The following is a 15,896-nucleotide window of genomic DNA, read 5'->3' as shown; positions in this document are numbered from 1 at the left end:
CCCATGCGCCTAGTCTTCGCCGGCACCCCCGAGGTCGCCGTCCCCGCACTCGAAGCCCTCCTGGAGTCCCGGCACGAAGTGGTCGCGGTGGTCACCCGCCCCGACGCCCCCGCCGGTCGCGGTCGCAGGCTGGTCGCCAGTCCGGTGGCCGAGCGGGCCGCCGAGGCCGGGATCGAGATCCTGCGCCCGGCCAAGCCGCGCGACCCGGAGTTCCTGGCCCGGCTCACCGAGATCGCCCCCGACTGCTGTCCCGTGGTCGCCTACGGCGCGCTGCTGCCCAAGGTCGCGTTGGAGATCCCCGCACGCGGCTGGGTCAACCTGCACTTCTCGCTGCTGCCCGCATGGCGCGGCGCCGCACCGGTGCAGCACGCCGTGCTCGCGGGCGACGACATCACCGGCGCGTGCACCTTCGAGATCGAGCAGGGCCTGGACTCCGGCCCGGTCTACGGCATGGTCACCGACGAGATCCGGCCCACCGACACCAGCGGCGACCTGCTCGACCGGCTCTCCCGCTCCGGCGCGCGCCTGCTGGTGGCGACCATGGACGGGATCGCCGACGGCAGTCTCGCCCCGCGCCCGCAGTCCCCGGAGGGGGTGTCCCTCGCGCCCAAGCTCGGCGTCGAGGACGCCCGCGTCGACTTCACCGCACCCGCGCTGCGCGTGGACCGCGTGGTACGCGGCTGTACCCCCGCCCCCGGCGCCTGGACCACCTTCCGCGGCGAGCGGCTCAAGCTCGCCCCGGTCCGGCTGCGCGCCGGGGACAACGCGCTGGCCCCCGGCGAGATCGCGGTGGAGAAGAAGGCGGTCCGCGTGGGCACCGGCAGTCACGCGGTCGAACTCACCCTGGTCCAGCCCCAGGGCAAACGCATGATGGCCGCCACCGACTGGGCCCGGGGCGCACACCCCGAGCCCGGTGAAACCCTCGGCACGAACTGAGCACCGTGACCAACGCCCCCGCCGCACGCCCCTACCGCCGCCCGCGTCCCGACGCCGCGCGCCTGGCCGCCTACGACGTCCTGCACGCGGTCGGCGAACGCGACGCCTACGCCAACCTGGTGCTGCCCGCGCTGCTGCGCGAGCGCCGGATCATTCCCCGCGACGCCGCGTTCGCGACCGAGCTGGTGCACGGCACGCTGCGCCGTCAGGGCACCTACGACCGGATCGTGGCGGCCTGTACCGACCGGCCGATCCAGGAGATCGACCCGCCGGTCCTGGACGTGCTCGCGCTCGGCGTGCACCAGCTGCTGAGCATGCGCACCCCCGTACACGCGGCCGTCTCGGCCACCGTGGAACTGGCCCGCGCGGTCCTCGGCGACGGCCGGGCCAAGTTCGTCAACGCGATCCTGCGCCGGGTGTCCAAGCAGGACCTGGACACGTGGCTGCGGCAGATCGCGCCGCCCTACGAGGACGACCCCGAGGGCCACCTCGCGGTCCTGCACTCGCACCCGCGCTGGATCGTGCAGGCGCTGTGGGACGCGCTGGGCGCGCGCGGCAACCCGCACGACCGCGCCGCGATGGAGGCGCTGCTGGCCGCCGACAACCTCGCCCCGGTGATCTCCCTGGTCGCCCGCCCGGGCCGGGTGGAACTCGCCGAGCTGTACGAGGCCGGGGCCACCCCCGGGCGCTGGTCGCCGTACGCCGCCACGCTGCCGGAGGGCGACCCCGCCGCGATCAAGGCGATCCGCGACGGCCGCGCCGCGGTCCAGGACGAGGGCAGCCAACTCGTCGCCGCCGCGCTCGCGAACGCCGAGGTCGAGGGCGCCGAAAGCCGCTGGCTGGACCTGTGCGCCGGTCCCGGCGGCAAGGCCGGCCTGCTCGCCGCGATCGCCACCGGCCGCGACGTGTCGCTGCTCGCGGTCGAACGCCGCCACCACCGCGCGCGCCTGGTCCGCAACGCGATCGGCCACCTGACCCACCATCAGGTGATCACCGCCGACGGCACCAGGCCGGCCTGGCGGCCCGGCAGCTTCGACCGGGTGATCGCCGACGTCCCGTGCAGCGGCCTGGGCGCCCTGCGCCGCCGCCCCGAGTCGCGCTGGCGCCGCAAGCCCGAGGACATCCCCGAACTCGGCGAACTCCAGCGCGCCTTGCTGCGCACGGCGGTCGCCGCCGCGCGCCCCGGCGGGGTGATCGCCTACGTCACCTGCTCGCCGCACCCGGCCGAGACCCGCGTGGTGGTCGACGACATCCTGCGCGCGGACGAGGCCGAGTTGATCGACGCCCGCTCCCTGTTCCCGGGCGTACCGCACCTGGGCAGCGGGCCGGACGTACAGCTGTGGCCGCACCTGCACGGCACGGACGCGATGTATCTGGCCCTGCTGCGCCGGAGGGGCTGACCGGGTCGGTGGTTGCCCGGCCGATGGGGTGATGCGCGGCTGAATCCGGCTCAAATGGGGCATAACGGCGAGGGTGGTCGTCACTTCGGGCTCGGCCGCACCGGCCGTCCCTCGGGTTCCACACGTACCGCGGGCGGTCGCGACATCCCGCCATCGCAGGAGCCGCCGTACCCATGTCGACGCTCGCCCCCAGCACCCCGCGCCCAGGCCCGCTCGTCCGCACGGGGGCGGCGGTGCGCGGCGAATGGACCAGGCTCACCGCGGTGCCGGTGCGCGAACTGCGCGCGCACGGGCTCCGGGCGATCCCGCTCACCCTGTGTGCGGTGCTCCTGAGCCTCGGCTTCTGGCTGGCCTGGCGCACCTCGTGGGGTGGCGACGTGGTGCGGGTGCTGGGCGGGGTGAGCGCGGGCATCCCGCTGCCGCTCGCGCTGCTGCGTACCCCCGTGTCGCTGTTCGTGCCCGCGCCGGACCTGCCGGTGTGGGGCGCGCTGATCCAGGTGCTGATCCTGTTCGGACTGGCCGAACTCGACCTGGGCGCCCGCCGGACACTGCTGATCGCGTACGTGGCCACGCTGTCCGGCACGCTGGCCGCGCGCGCAATGGTCGCCCTCGGCCCGGACCACCCGCTCGGCATCGACGCGCACCAGGGCGACGTCATGGACACCGGTCCCTCGGCCGCGGTGGTGGGCCTGGTGGTGTGCATCGCGATGGTGCGGCGGGCGCCGATCCTGTTCGTGGGGGTGTGGGCGCTGATGATCGCCGAGGTGGTGGTCAAGCCGAATCTGGCCGGGCGCGAACACATCGCCGCGATGACCGGGGTCACCCTGTGTACCGGCGTGTACCTGATCCGGCGGCGCCGGCGGGGCTTTGAGGCGTCCGCTCGCCGGGAAGTACCTTGATATCGAGATAATCCGCGCCGCGATGCCCACGGGAGACCCCCATGCCGATCGACTTCCACAGCCCCGCCAACCGCCTCACGTACACCCACCGCACCGCCGGCGCGGACTGGGCGCGGCTGGTCGGCGACCTCGTGGACCCCGTCGGGGCGCGGGTGGTGGACGTCGGATGCGGCGGCGGGGTGTACACCACCGCGTGGCTGGATCTGGGGGCGGCGAGCGCGGTCGGGGTGGACTTCTCGGCCGCGATCCTCTCCGGCGCCCGAGAGCGGGCCGGGTCGTCGTCTCGCGAAGGGTTGTCGTTCCGGGAAGATGACGCGTACGCCACCGGGTTGCCCGACGGCGGCGCCGACATCGTGTTCGAGCGGGCGCTGATCCACCACCTCGACGACCTCGCCGGATGTTTCCGCGAGGCCCGGCGGCTGCTCGCGCCCGGCGGCACGCTGATCGTCCAGGACCGCACCCCGGCCGACGTCGCCCGCCCCGGCACGGCCGGCCACCTGCGCGGCTTCTTCTTCGAGCGGTTCCCCGCGCTGCTCACGATCGAGACCGCCCGGCGCCCCACCGGCGCCACGGTCGAGGCGGCACTGCGCGAAGCCGGCTTCACCGCCGTGCGCACCACCGCGCTCGCCGAGACCCGCCGCACCTACACCGACGCCCGAGAGGTCGGCACCGACCTGCGCGCCCGCACGGGCCGCTCGATCCTGCACGACCTGACCGACGCCGAACTCGACGAGTTGGCGGCCTGCATCGAGTCCAAGCTCCCGTCCCGAACGCCCATCACCGAAATCGACCACTGGACGATCTGGTCCGCCGGCCGCTGAGGTCTCCCGCCCCGGCGAGGACGACGAGAGACCCCAACGGCTCAGCCCTTCACTCGTTGTGACGAAGCTCCACGGGACCTGTCGGCCCCGCCCGAGTGCACGAAAATCGCAGCCCGCTCACGCAGCGCAACGGGTGGGCGGGTGGGAAAACAAACCCCGCCCTAATGGGCGCAGCGCGCTGCGGCGCCGGCCGCCAGCCCCCGAAGCCGGTCCACCGCCGCGCCCGGGTCCGTCCCGTCGAAGACCGCCGAGCCCGCCACGAACACGTCCGCGCCGGCCTCCGCGCACATCTCGATCGTCTTGGCGGAGACCCCGCCGTCCACCTGCAGCCACATCTGCAGACCGTGCTTGGCGATCAGCTGCCGGGTCCGGCGGATCTTCGGCAACATCACGTCCAGGAAGCTCTGCCCGCCGAATCCCGGCTCGACCGTCATCACCAGGAGCATGTCCAACTCGGGCAGCAGGTCCTCGTACGGCTCGATCGGCGTGGCCGGCCGCAGCGCCATCGAGGCCCGCGCGCCCTTGGCCCGCAGGTCGCGGGCGAGCTTGATCGGGGCGGTCGCGGCCTCCACGTGGAACGTGACGCTGCCCGCGCCGGCCTCCGCGTAGGCGGGCGCCCAGCGGTCCGGGTCCTCGATCATCAGGTGCATGTCGATGGGCGTGTCGGTGGCCTTCATCAGGCTCTCCACCACGGGCAGGCCGAGGGTGAGATTCGGTACGAAGTGGTTGTCCATGACATCCACGTGGAGCCAGTCGGCATTGCGCACCTGCGCGACCTCGTCGGCGAGGCGGGCGAAGTCGGCGGACAGGATGCTCGGATTGATCTGCACGGTCATGCGCACAGAATCTCATCGACCCGACCCCTCGCGGGCACCGCCTCGACCAGCGAGCTGACGAATCGTCAGATCATCCTCGCCGCGGTCGCGTTCGGATATACGAACGCACCGTGACGGACGGCACAGGTTGCCCACGGTCAACGTTGTCGGCCGTCGTGGCACACTTCGAGGTGTACGAAAGTCACGTACGCGCGCTCCGGGGTCGGTGAAAATCCGAACCGGCGGTTACAGTCCGCGACCCGGTCGACGCCCCGCATCACGTGGAGCGACGGCCGGCTGAACCGGTGGAATTCCGGTACCGACGGTCAAAGTCCGGATGGGAGGTGGCGCGCGGCGAGCGACTGCGGCATGCCCGCGTACCCGAAGGTGCGCCGACATCCCCGCGCGTCGACTCGTCGTGCCGTTGTGCCCGAAAACACCCCGGTTGCCCCGCGTCGAACGCGAGGAGGCACGAGGTGGAGGGCAACACGACCCCGCCGGTCGACGAGACCTCGGCGATGCGCCGGGCCATCTCGCTGGCGAGCCGTGCGCTCGGTCACACCAGTCCCAATCCGCTGGTCGGCTGCGTCGTGCTCGGCCCCGACGGCACCGTGGTCGGCGAGGGTTTCCACACCCGCGCCGGCGCCCCGCACGCCGAGGTCGAGGCGCTGCGCGCGGCCGGTTCGGCGGCTCGCGGCGGCACCGCCCTGGTGACCCTCGAACCCTGCTCGCACGTCGGCCGCACCGGCCCCTGCACGCAGGCCCTGATCGACGCCGGCATCCGCCGGGTGCGCTACGCCGTCGCCGACCCCAACCCGGTCGCGGCCGGCGGCGGCGCGGTGCTGCGCGCGGCGGGCATCGACGCCGAGGGCGGCCTGCTCGCCGCCGAGGCCGAGGCGGGCAACCGCGCCTGGCTGACCGCCGTCCGCCTGGGCCGCCCGCACGTGACCTGGAAGTACGCGGCCACCCTGGACGGCCGCAGTGCCGCCGCCGACGGCAGCGCCCGGTGGATCAGCTCGGTCGAATCCCGCGCCGATACCCACCTGCTGCGGGCGAGCGTCGACGCGGTACTGGCCGGCTCCGGCACACAGCTCGCCGACGACCCGCACCTGGCCGCGCGCGACGTACCCGGCGCCCGGCAACCGCTGCGGGTGATCGTGGACACCCACGCCCGCACCCGCGCCGACGCCCGAGTGCTCGACGACGCGGCGCCGACCCTGATCGCGGTCGGCCCCGACGCGGTCGCCGCACACCTGCCCGAGGCCGCCGTACTGCGCATACCGCTCGCGGACACCGGCCTGGACCTGCCCGCGCTGCTGAACGAGCTGTACGCGCGCGACGTGCGTGCCGTGCTGCTCGAAGGCGGTCCCACCCTCGCCGGCGCGTTCGCCGCCGCCGGCCTGATCGACACCGTCGTGGGCTATCTCGCCCCCGCCCTGCTCGGCGCCGGACCTCCCGCGCTGGGCCCGGCCGGAATCGGCACCATCGCCGAGATGTTGCGACTGGACGTCGACGACGTCACGCGCCTCGGCACCGACATCCGCATCACCGCCCGCCCACGGCCGCACTCCGCCGGCCGTACGAAGGAGTCCTGACGCATGTTCACCGGAATCGTTGAGGAACTCGGCGAGATCGTGGCCATCGAGCGGCTGACCGACTCGGCCCGGATCACCATCCGCGGCCCCGTCGTCACCACCGGTGCCCGCCACGGCGACTCGATCGCCGTCAACGGTGTGTGTCTGACCGTCGTGGACGACAAGGTCGACCCCGAGGCGGCCACCTTCACCGCCGACGTGATGCGGGAGACGCTGGACAAGTCCAGCCTCGGCGCGCTGACCACCGGCTCGCGGGTCAACCTGGAGCGCCCGATGGTGCTCGGCGGCCGGCTCGGCGGACACCTGGTCCAGGGGCACGTCGACGGCACCGGCGAGATCCTGGCCCGCACCCCCGGCGAGGAGTGGGAGATCGTCGAGATCGCCCTGCCCGCGCACCTGGCCCGCTACGTGGTGGACAAGGGCTCGATCACCGTCGACGGCATCAGCCTCACCGTCGTCGAGGCGCACGACGCGAGCTTCACCGTCAGCCTGATCCCCACCACACTCGCGCTCACCACCCTCGGCGTCAAAGCCGTCGGCGACCCGGTCAACCTCGAGGTCGACATCATCGCCAAGTACGTGGAGCGGCTGGGCACGCACGGGCCGGGCACAGGGGTGAGGGCATCGTGACCGGCTGGCTCAACGACGCCGCGTTCACCGTCGCGAACAAGCCGGTGCCGTGGTCCGACCTGCTCGGCCAGATCGCGTCCCTGGCCACCGTCTGGCTCGCGCTGCGCCGCAACCTGTGGGCGTGGCCGGTACAGATCGTGGGCGCGGCGCTGCTGATCGCCGCCAACACCTCCGTGCACCTGGGCGGCAGCGCGATGCGCAACGTGGTGATCATCGTCGCCGCCGGATACGGCTGGTGGCGCTGGGCGCGCGGGCGGCGCGACACCGGCGAGGTGGAGATCCGCTTCGGCACCACCCACGAGCGGATCGCGCTGGTCGCGCTGATGGCGGTCGGCACGGTCGGCTTCGCGCAACTGCTCGAACACACGGGCATCTCGTGGGCGCCCTGGCCGGACGCGTACATCTTCGTCGGCTCGGTCGTGGCGATGCTCGCGCAGGCCCGAGGGCTGTTCGAGTTCTGGCTGGTGTGGATCGCGGTCGACCTGGTCGGCGTACCCCTCGCCTGGCAGCACGGTCTGGTGTTCAGCGGACTGGTCTACGGCGTCTTCCTCGTGATGTGCGTCGCCGGACTCGTCGACTGGTGGAACCGCTCCCGGCGGTACCGGGACAAGGGGGCTGCCCGCGGGGCAGAACGGCACCTGGAAGGGGCAACGGCGTGAAGACCGGCAGCGAAACCGAGACCAGCAGCGAAACCATCGAGGTGCCGGCGCAGATGGGCGCGCCCACCGAGTCGGCCCTCGACACCATCGACGACGCGATCAAGGCGATGGCCGCCGGCGAGGCGATCGTCGTCGTGGACGACGAGGACCGGGAGAACGAGGGCGACCTGATCTTCGCCGGCGAGTTGGCCACGCAGGCGTTGATGGCCTTCATGATCCGCTACTCGTCGGGCGTGGTCTGCGTGCCGATGCGCGGCGCCGACCTGGACCGCCTCAAGCTGCCCCCGATGACCGCCGTCAACGAGGACCGCAAGGGCACCGCCTACTCGGTCTCGGTCGACGCCAAGGACGGCGTGGACACCGGCATCTCGGCCGCCGACCGCACGCACACCGTGCGGCTGCTGTCCGACCCGGACACGGTGCACACCCAGCTGACCCGACCCGGCCACATCTTCCCGCTGCGCGCGGTCGAGGGCGGCGTGCTGGTGCGCCCCGGGCACACCGAGGCCGCCGTGGACCTGGCCGAGCTGGCCGGTCTCGCGCCGGTCGGGGTGATCTGCGAAGTGGTCAACGACGACGGCACGATGGCCCGGCTGCCGCAGCTGATCCCGTTCGCCCGCGAACACGGCCTCAAGATCGTCAGCATCGCCGACCTGATCGCCTACCGCCGCCGCACCGAGCGCACGATCGAGCGCGCCGCCGAGACCCGACTGCCCACGGAGCACGGCACGTTCCGGGCGATCGGCTACCGCAGCACCGTCGACGACGTGGAGCACATCGCGCTGGTCGCCGGCGACATCGGCGACGGCGAGGACGTCCTGGTGCGGGTGCACTCCGAGTGCCTGACCGGCGACGTGTTCGGCTCGCTGCGCTGCGACTGCGGCCCGCAGTTGGACGCCGCCCTGGACCGGGTCACCGCCGAGGGTCGGGGCGTGGTGCTGTACATGCGCGGGCACGAGGGGCGCGGGATCGGGCTGATCCACAAGCTCCAGGCGTACCAACTCCAGGACGCCGGCCACGACACGGTGGACGCCAACCTGGAGCTGGGCCTGCCGGCCGACGCCCGCGACTACGGCACCGGCGCGCAGATCCTGGTCGACCTGGGCGTGCGGTCGATGCGGCTGCTCACCAACAACCCCGCCAAGCGGGCGGGGCTGGAGGGCTACGGCCTGGAGATCACCGGCCGGGTCGCCCTGCCGGTGCACGCCACCGCCGACAACCTGCGCTACCTCCAGACCAAGCGCGACCGGATGGGCCACGACCTGCCCTGGCTGGACCCGAGCGACCCGACCGCGGACCTGCCGTCGGTCGCCGAGGTCGCGGAGGCCGTCGACGCGAAGGGGCGCGCGGTCACCAGCGCGTGAGCGCGTGACCCCTCGGCCTTCCCGAACCGCCCACGTCACCCGTACCGGTGACACGGGCGCGGTGCCGTCCCCGCCGCGCCGATAGGTTCTGTCTCGTTCGAACCGCTCCACCCTCACTTCCGAACCGCTCCACAGCTCCATCCTCACCTCGCAACCAGGCTCGCAGTCGTTCACCAACCGGGTATCGAGCCGTTTCCAGCCGAAGGACAACGACAGACATGAGTGGCGCAGGAGCCCCGAAACTGACCGTCGAGGGCTGCCGTGACCTGCGCGTGGGCGTGGTCGCCGCGCAGTGGCACACCGTCGTGATGGACGGCCTCGTGGACGGGGCCGTCAAGGCCCTGAGCGAGCTGGGCATCACCGAACCCACGCTGATCCGCGCCCCCGGCGCGTTCGAACTGCCCGTGCTCGCCAAGGCGCTGGCCGGCCGCGGCTACGACGCGGTGGTCGCGCTCGGCGTGGTCATCCGCGGCGGCACCCCGCACTTCGAGTACGTATGCTCCGCCGCCACCGACGGCCTCACCCGGGTCGCGCTCGACACCGGCGTGCCGATCGGCTTCGGCGTGCTCACCTGCGACACCGAGGAGCAGGCCCTGGACCGGGCCGGCCTGCCGCACTCGCGTGAGGACAAGGGCCGCGAAGCGGTGGAGGCGGCCGTCGCGACCGCGATGGCGTTGCGTACGCTCTCCGAACCGTGGCGTTCGGCCTGACCGGCAGGTTCGCCGGGCCGTTCGGCACGCCACCCACAACCACGCGATGGGCACCATGAAGACGTTTGAACAGCTTTTCGACGAGCTGCGGGCCAAGGCGGAATCGGGCCGGGAGGGCTCGCGCACGGTCGAGCTCGTCACCGCCGGCGTACACACGATCGGCAAGAAGGTCGTGGAGGAGGCCGCCGAGGTGTGGATGGCCGCCGAGCACGAGGGCGCCGACCGCACCGCCGAGGAGATCTCCCAGCTCCTCTACCACCTCCAGGTGATGATGGTCGCCCGCGGCATCTCGCTCGAGGACGTATACGCTCACCTGTGACAGCCGCCGTCCCCCGGCCCGCCGCCCGGGCCGGGGACGTGGCCGTACCCCTCAGCTCCACCCGGTTCCGCTCCACTCGGTTCAGCACCATTCCGAAGGGTCATTCCATGCTGCGCATCGCCGTCCCCAACAAGGGTTCCCTCTCCGAGCCTGCGTCGGCGATGCTGCATGAGGCCGGCTACCGCCAGCGCAAGCACTCCAAGGAACTGGTCCTCACCGACCCCGACAACAACGTCGAGTTCTTCTTCCTGCGCCCGCGCGACATCGCGATCTACGTCGGCTCGGGCCGGCTGGACGCCGGGATCACCGGGCGCGACCTGCTGATGGACTCCGGCGCCGAGGCCGAGGAGATCCTGCAACTGGGCCTGGCCCCGGCCACGTTCCGCTACGCCGCACCCGCGCCGATCGCGCGCGAGTTGGCCGAGCAGGGCAAGAAGGGGCTGGCCGGACTGCGGGTGGCCTCCTCCTACATCGGCATCGTCCAGCGCGACTTCGCCGAGCACGGCATCGAGGCCGCGGCGCTGGTCAAGCTGGACGGCGCGGTGGAGACCGCGATCCAGCTGGGCGTCGCCGACGTGATCGCCGACGTGGTGGAGACCGGCACCACGCTGGCCCAGGCGGGCCTGGAGGTGTTCGGCGAGCCGATCCTGCGCTCCGAGGCGGTGTTGATCCGGCGCGCCGGCGCGGAAACCTCGCCCGCGCTGGAGCAGTTGGTACGCCGGCTCCAGGGCGTCCTGGTCGCGCGCAGCTACGTGATGATGGATTACGACATCCGGGTCGAGCGGGTCGAGGCGGCGGTCACGCTGACCCCGGGCCTGGAGTCGCCGACGGTCAGCCCGCTGCACAACGAGGGCTGGGTCGCGGTGCGGGCGATGGTGCCGCGCAAGAACGCCCAGCAGATCATGGACGACCTCTGGGAGATCGGCGCCCGGGCGATCCTGGTCACCGGGATCCACGCCTGCCGCCTCTGACCCCGTCCGGTCGGCCCGCCGCCCGGCGGGCCGACCACCGCCACCCTCCGGAGAACCGTTTCCCGATGAGCGAGCCCACCCCCGTCGACCCCCCGCTCCCACGTACCTGGTACGCCAGGCGCAGTCGGCTGATCACCGGTGTGCTCGGCGCGATCATCCTGGTCGGGCTGTGCGTGCTGGCGGTGATGTTGCCGGAGAAGGGCGGCTGGGGATGCGGCTCACGAATGGGCGTCGCGGCCACCGGCGTCCTGGGACTCGGCGCGATGGTGATGCTGGGCCGCCCGAAGGTGGTCGCCGCCGCGGACGGCGTGACGGTGGTCAACCTGCTCCGGACCACACACCTGGAATGGGCCCAGATCGTCCGGGTGTACCTGCGCCAGGGCGACCCGTGGGTCTACATCGACATGTCCAACGGCGACACGCTGCCGGTGATGGGCATCCAAACCTCCAACGGCAAATCCGCCGCCATCACCGCCGCCCGCGAACTCCGCACCTTGGCCGACCACTACGGCGCAGCCCCGGAAGCCCGCTAGCACCGGGGGAGGGCGCTCGGGCCGGTTCCTCCCGGGCACCTTCCGGGGTGGGCCGGGCGCTTCCGGCGAGGGTTGCGTCTCGGCCGGGTGCGGGCCCGCTGCGGAACCGGTTCGGCCCGAAGGGCGTCCGCCGCCGGCGTTCGGGGCTTCGAGACTCGAAGCTCGCGACGAGACGGGCGCGTTGCCGGTCGGTTTCGCCGAGCAACGCGCCCGTCTCGCCGAAGCCCGGAGTCTCGGCGGCGCGAACGCCGGCGGCGGTCCACCACTCGCCCGCGGCCGCAAGCGCAACGCCTGCCGGAAACGCCCCACCCGCTTCGGAGGCCCCAGCCGACTCGGCCGGCGCAGATGCCGTCCGCTGATGGGGTGAACCGCATCGTGCCCGGCCGAGCCCGAACCCGCCCGGCCCGTCCGGCGTTCGAGGGCGGCCGGGCCGGGCGGCCGGTCGTCCCCGTTCCGGGCCGATGCCGCCGATGCGCCCTCCACGAGCCCGCTCCGCCCCTCTGGGGCGTCAGCGACCCTGTATGCGGACGATCTGTAGAGCGATCATCAGGTTCAGGCGCAGGTGTGGGTCCTGGGTGAACGGGCCGAGCAGGCGCTCCAGTTTGGTGATCCGATACCGCAGCGTGTTGTAGTGCACGTACAGCCGCCGTGCCGTTTCGGCCACGTTCAGGTTCGTGTCGAGCAGTGCCTGCAGAGTGTTGCGCAGGTCGGCTGCCTCCGGGTCGCGGGGATGGGCCAGGGTGCGCAGGGCCTCGCGGGCGAAACGGTCGAGTTCACCCGGATCGGGGATCAGGCTGAGCAGCCGGAAGACGCCGAGCTGGTCGAAGTCGGCCACCGCGCCGGGGCCGTGGATGCGCCGCCCGGCGGCGACCGCGCGCCGGGCCTGCTCGTACGCGACCGGCAGCGCGTCGAGTGACTCCGCCGGTCGGCTCACCCCCGTCGTGAACGACCGGACCGCCGCGCCGCAATCCGCGTGCACCACGGCCGCGAGTTCGGTCACCAGTCGCGCGGCCTGGCCGTCGGCCGGTGCGCCGAGCAGGGTGACCACCTCGCGCGGGTACGCGGCGACCGCCGCCTCCGGTGCCCGTGCGCCGACCGCGCCGGACCAGGCGCGGGCCAGTGCCTCCTGTCCGGCCCGGATCGCCCGCGGGTCGCGGCCGGCCGCCGGCGGGTCGGCCTCGGCCACCACCACCAGGAGCGGTCCGGTCGGCAGCGCCGCCCAGCCCGTCAGGTCCGTACCGCGCCCGGTGAGCAGGTCGCGCATCAAGTCGCTGCGGTACTTGGCGTCGGCGGCGGCCTGTGCCAGCCGCCCCGCCAAGCCGATCGCGGTGTCCACGAGCGGCCGCCCGCCCGGCCGTACCGTCTGCCCGGGGCCGCCCGCGTCCGGGGGCGCGGCGGGTGCCGGGACCGTGGGGTGCGAGCGCGGGTCGTTGCCCGCCTCCCACGCGGTCGAGGCGCCCGCGACCCGGGCGCGCGGGAAAGGGTCGGGCTCGGGGGCGCTGGCACCGCCGCCGACGACCTTGCGGCGCCGTGGCGGCAGCCGACGCGGCGCCGCTCCGGCCACCGTCGCGCGGCCGGCGCCGCCGCTCTTGTCCCCGGGACGAAACTGCGGTTCGCCCCCGGTTGCCGTTCCGCCCGCGTCCCCGAGGTTGCCCATACACCGACCGTAGCGTTACGAACACGAGCGCGTCAGCACCACCGAGAGCGTGCGGGCAGTGCACCCCCGGAGTGCGCCCGGCGCACGTTCCCCCTGCCAAGGGCCGTCCCGGCACAGTTCGTTCCGTCCCGGGATCCATCCGCGTGGCGTGCTTGACCGTTGTGTCCGAATCGCCATAGCTTGCGGTATAGCGGCGACACCGGGACGGCTCCGGGTCCCGTGCCGAGACGAAGCCCCCGATCGTTCCCCCGCGACCGGGGGCTTCCTCGTGTGCGCCGGGCCGACTCGCGTCCGCCCCGGGGGACTTCACCGCCCCGACGCGCCACCGGCTCGTATCCGCCGGCCGCGGCTCACCACCTCGAGTCTCATTCGCCCCTCGGCTTGACCGCCCCCGCTCGGTACGATGCCCCGGGGGGCGAACGCGTGGCGAAACGGACACCATCCGTGACCGATGCGTGCGTGACGGACAGCGGAACGGGAGAGGCTTTAAGGGGCGTCGCCGATCGAGCGGAATGGGCGCACCGGGATTCATCGGCAGCGGGCCGACATCCTCTCGAAGTCCCCTCGGGGACACGGGCACGCGGAGAGGACCGGCCGGGGGAAGGGGGGTCCACCGTGGGACAGACCGAACGTGGCGCACGCACCGGCAGTCCGGCCGAACTGGCCTGGTTGCGCGGCATGGACGCCTACGTCGCCGGCGAATACGGCCAGGCGGAGGTGCAGTTCCGGGCCGCGGTCGAGGCCGATCCGGGGATGGCCGACGCCTGGTTGGGGCTGCACGCGCTCAAGGTCGAGGTGGCCACGGCGGTGGTCGCCATGCACACCCATCGCGAGCGCTTCGGGGAGCAGCGCGCGAAGTACGGCCGGCCGCTCAACTCCTGGTACTGGCTGGGCTGGTGGGTCCAACTCGTGCTGGAGACCCCGCGCGACCTCGCGCTCGCGCACGCCTCGCACTGGTTGGACGGCCGGCACCTGCCCGAATTGGACGCCGCGCTCGCCCTGTGCCCGCCCGCCGAACAGGACGCCGCCACCCGCTTCCTGCTCGCCTGTCGGGCCTATCTGGGCAAGGACTGGCAGCAGTTGCTCCGGCACACCGCGGGATTGGACGACGACGCGCTGCTCGGCGTGGAGGCGGGCCTGTTCGCCGGCATGGCCCGGGTCCGCCTGGGGTTGTACGCCAAGGCCGAACAGGTGCTCGCCACCGCCCTGGTGCGCTGCCGTTCGGAGCACCCGCAGCGCAAGGAGTTGCGCTACTGGCTCGCCCGCGCGTACGAGGAGACCGGCCGCACCCCGGCCGCGCTGCCCCTGTACCGCGCGGTGCACCAGGCCGACCCGTCGTTCATGGACACCGCCGCGAGGTTGTCCTCGCTGGCGGCCGGCGAGCCGCTGGACGAATACGGCGGGATGACCGCGCGCCTGGCCGGCCCCGTGGTCGGTCGCGGCCCGCTGCCCGACGTGCTCCCGCCGATACCCGCGACCGCGCCCCCGCCCGCCGGGCCGCCACCGGCGGTGGAGACCGAACGCGAGCCGGAGCCGGTCCCGGACGGCGAGGCCGACCCGCAGGCCGACGTCGACGCGCGGGCGGCCGACCGGGCGGCGCCGATGCGCCCCGCCGCGGCCCCCGAGGAACTCGCCCTCGTGCTGGCCGAATTGGAGTCGATGGTCGGCCTGGAACCGGTCAAACGCCAGGTCCGAGCGCTGTCCGCGCAGATGCGGATGGCCCGGCTGCGCGAGGCACAGGGCCTGCCGGCGCAGGCGCCCAAGCGGCACTTCGTCTTCTCCGGGCCCTCCGGCACCGGCAAGACCACCGTGGCCCGCCTCCTCGGCCGGGTCTTCGCGGCGCTCGGCCTCCTGGAGAGCGATCGTCTGGTCGAGGCGCAGCGCTCCGACCTGGTCGGCGAGTATCTGGGCCAGACCGCGGTCAAGACCAGCGAGCTGATCGACTCCGCGCTCGGCGGCGTGTTGTTCGTGGACGAGGCGTACGGCCTCACCAATGTGGGTTACTCCAAGGGCGACGCGTACGGCGACGAGGCGCTCCAGGTGTTGCTCAAGCGAGCCGAGGACGACCGGGACCGACTGGTGATCATCCTGGCCGGCTACCCCGAGGGCATGGACCGGCTGCTCACCTCGAACCCCGGCCTGACGTCGCGCTTCACCACCCGGGTCGAGTTCCCCTCCTACGGCGCGGAGGACCTGGCCCGGATCGCCGAGGTGATGGCGGCCGGCGGCGGCGACGTGTGGGACGAGGACGCGGCGGCCGAGTTGCGCAGCATCACCGGGCACGTCCGCGAGCAGGGCTGGATCGACGAACTCGGCAACGCCCGATTCGTTCGGACCCTGTACGAGAAGTGCTGCATGTATCGGGACGTGCGCCTGGTCGAGTTGCCGGAGGGCCCGGATCTGGCCGAATTGACCACGCTGCGGCTGTCCGACCTGTTCCAGGCATACGGGGATCTCGCCGACGGCCGGGGATAGCCGCGCGCGGCACGGGTAGGCGTATCCGGTCACCACTCGCACCGAGGCGGGCGGATGCGGTCCGACCCGGGCCGATCCGGTCGGGCCCGGTCGTAGCCGGACGGAAGGGTCT

The 15,896-nt window shown here is 73.1% G+C and carries 15 protein-coding genes and 1 riboswitch; of the genes, 13 read left to right on the top strand and 2 right to left on the bottom strand.

The features are described from left to right. Nucleotides 1–3 precede the first annotated feature (3 nt). From fmt to B4N89_RS02685, 4 genes are all read left to right on the top strand, one after another. Entirely contained in the window at nucleotides 4–936 is a 933-nt protein-coding gene (gene fmt, locus B4N89_RS02700; RefSeq protein WP_078974266.1) for a methionyl-tRNA formyltransferase, read from the top strand. A 5-nt stretch (nucleotides 937–941) separates the two neighbouring features. After that, nucleotides 942–2,336, top strand: coding sequence for an RsmB/NOP family class I SAM-dependent RNA methyltransferase (locus B4N89_RS02695; protein WP_078974265.1), 1,395 nt, complete (start codon nucleotides 942–944; stop codon nucleotides 2,334–2,336). Between the two features lie 173 nt (nucleotides 2,337–2,509). Next, a complete protein-coding gene (locus B4N89_RS49565; RefSeq protein WP_161500599.1) occupies nucleotides 2,510–3,235 on the top strand; it encodes a hypothetical protein in 726 nt (241 codons plus the stop codon). Nucleotides 3,236–3,276: 41 nt separating this feature from the next. Further along, nucleotides 3,277–4,056 carry a class I SAM-dependent methyltransferase gene (locus B4N89_RS02685; protein ID WP_078974264.1) on the top strand — a complete coding sequence of 260 codons (780 nt, stop codon included), beginning with the start codon at nucleotides 3,277–3,279 and terminating at the stop codon, nucleotides 4,054–4,056. Nucleotides 4,057–4,217: 161 nt separating this feature from the next. Here B4N89_RS02685 and rpe read toward each other — a convergent pair whose 3' ends face one another. Beyond that, a complete protein-coding gene (rpe, locus tag B4N89_RS02680; protein WP_078974263.1) occupies nucleotides 4,218–4,892 on the bottom strand; it encodes a ribulose-phosphate 3-epimerase in 675 nt (224 codons plus the stop codon). A gap of 187 nt (nucleotides 4,893–5,079) precedes the next feature. Further along, a riboswitch (FMN riboswitch) is annotated at nucleotides 5,080–5,224 on the top strand. 165 nt (nucleotides 5,225–5,389) lie between these two features. On the opposite strand from rpe, the gene ribD reads away from it, so the two are divergent. The 8 genes from ribD to B4N89_RS02640 all read left to right on the top strand — a co-directional run bounded on the left by ribD (nucleotide 5,390) and on the right by B4N89_RS02640 (nucleotide 11,652). Next, nucleotides 5,390–6,466, top strand: coding sequence for a bifunctional diaminohydroxyphosphoribosylaminopyrimidine deaminase/5-amino-6-(5-phosphoribosylamino)uracil reductase RibD (ribD, locus tag B4N89_RS02675; RefSeq protein ID WP_078979063.1), 1,077 nt, complete (start codon nucleotides 5,390–5,392; stop codon nucleotides 6,464–6,466). 3 nt (nucleotides 6,467–6,469) lie between these two features. Then, the gene (locus B4N89_RS02670; protein WP_078974262.1) at nucleotides 6,470–7,096 is read left to right on the top strand and encodes a riboflavin synthase; all 627 of its coding nucleotides are present in this window, start codon (nucleotides 6,470–6,472) and stop codon (nucleotides 7,094–7,096) included. After that, nucleotides 7,093–7,755, top strand: coding sequence for a nicotinamide riboside transporter PnuC (pnuC, locus tag B4N89_RS02665; RefSeq protein ID WP_078974261.1), 663 nt, complete (start codon nucleotides 7,093–7,095; stop codon nucleotides 7,753–7,755). The genes B4N89_RS02670 and pnuC overlap by 4 nt, the downstream gene beginning before the upstream one ends. A gap of 53 nt (nucleotides 7,756–7,808) precedes the next feature. Next, nucleotides 7,809–9,119, top strand: coding sequence for a bifunctional 3,4-dihydroxy-2-butanone-4-phosphate synthase/GTP cyclohydrolase II (locus B4N89_RS02660; protein ID WP_078979062.1), 1,311 nt, complete (start codon nucleotides 7,809–7,811; stop codon nucleotides 9,117–9,119). A gap of 218 nt (nucleotides 9,120–9,337) precedes the next feature. Further along, nucleotides 9,338–9,829, top strand: coding sequence for a 6,7-dimethyl-8-ribityllumazine synthase (ribH, locus tag B4N89_RS02655; protein WP_078974260.1), 492 nt, complete (start codon nucleotides 9,338–9,340; stop codon nucleotides 9,827–9,829). A gap of 55 nt (nucleotides 9,830–9,884) precedes the next feature. Then, the gene (locus B4N89_RS02650) at nucleotides 9,885–10,148 is read left to right on the top strand and encodes a phosphoribosyl-ATP diphosphatase (protein ID WP_414646352.1); all 264 of its coding nucleotides are present in this window, start codon (nucleotides 9,885–9,887) and stop codon (nucleotides 10,146–10,148) included. A 107-nt stretch (nucleotides 10,149–10,255) separates the two neighbouring features. Beyond that, nucleotides 10,256–11,119: an ATP phosphoribosyltransferase gene (gene hisG / locus B4N89_RS02645; RefSeq protein WP_078974258.1), complete on the top strand. Its 864-nt coding sequence runs from the start codon at nucleotides 10,256–10,258 to the stop codon at nucleotides 11,117–11,119. Nucleotides 11,120–11,184: 65 nt separating this feature from the next. Continuing rightward, nucleotides 11,185–11,652, top strand: coding sequence for a PH domain-containing protein (locus B4N89_RS02640; RefSeq protein ID WP_078974257.1), 468 nt, complete (start codon nucleotides 11,185–11,187; stop codon nucleotides 11,650–11,652). A 508-nt stretch (nucleotides 11,653–12,160) separates the two neighbouring features. Here B4N89_RS02640 and B4N89_RS02635 read toward each other — a convergent pair. Then, entirely contained in the window at nucleotides 12,161–13,309 is a 1,149-nt protein-coding gene (locus B4N89_RS02635) for a PucR family transcriptional regulator (protein WP_078974256.1), read from the bottom strand. Nucleotides 13,310–13,987: 678 nt separating this feature from the next. On the opposite strand from B4N89_RS02635, the gene B4N89_RS02630 reads away from it, so the two are divergent. Then, nucleotides 13,988–15,784, top strand: a complete 1,797-nt coding sequence (locus B4N89_RS02630) for an AAA family ATPase (RefSeq protein ID WP_235618878.1) — start codon at nucleotides 13,988–13,990, stop codon at nucleotides 15,782–15,784. Nucleotides 15,785–15,896 lie beyond the last annotated feature (112 nt).

The organism is Embleya scabrispora (assembly GCF_002024165.1).
Classification (GTDB): Bacteria; Actinomycetota; Actinomycetes; order Streptomycetales; family Streptomycetaceae; genus Embleya; species Embleya scabrispora_A.
This window is presented reverse-complemented; position numbering and strand designations above follow the sequence as displayed.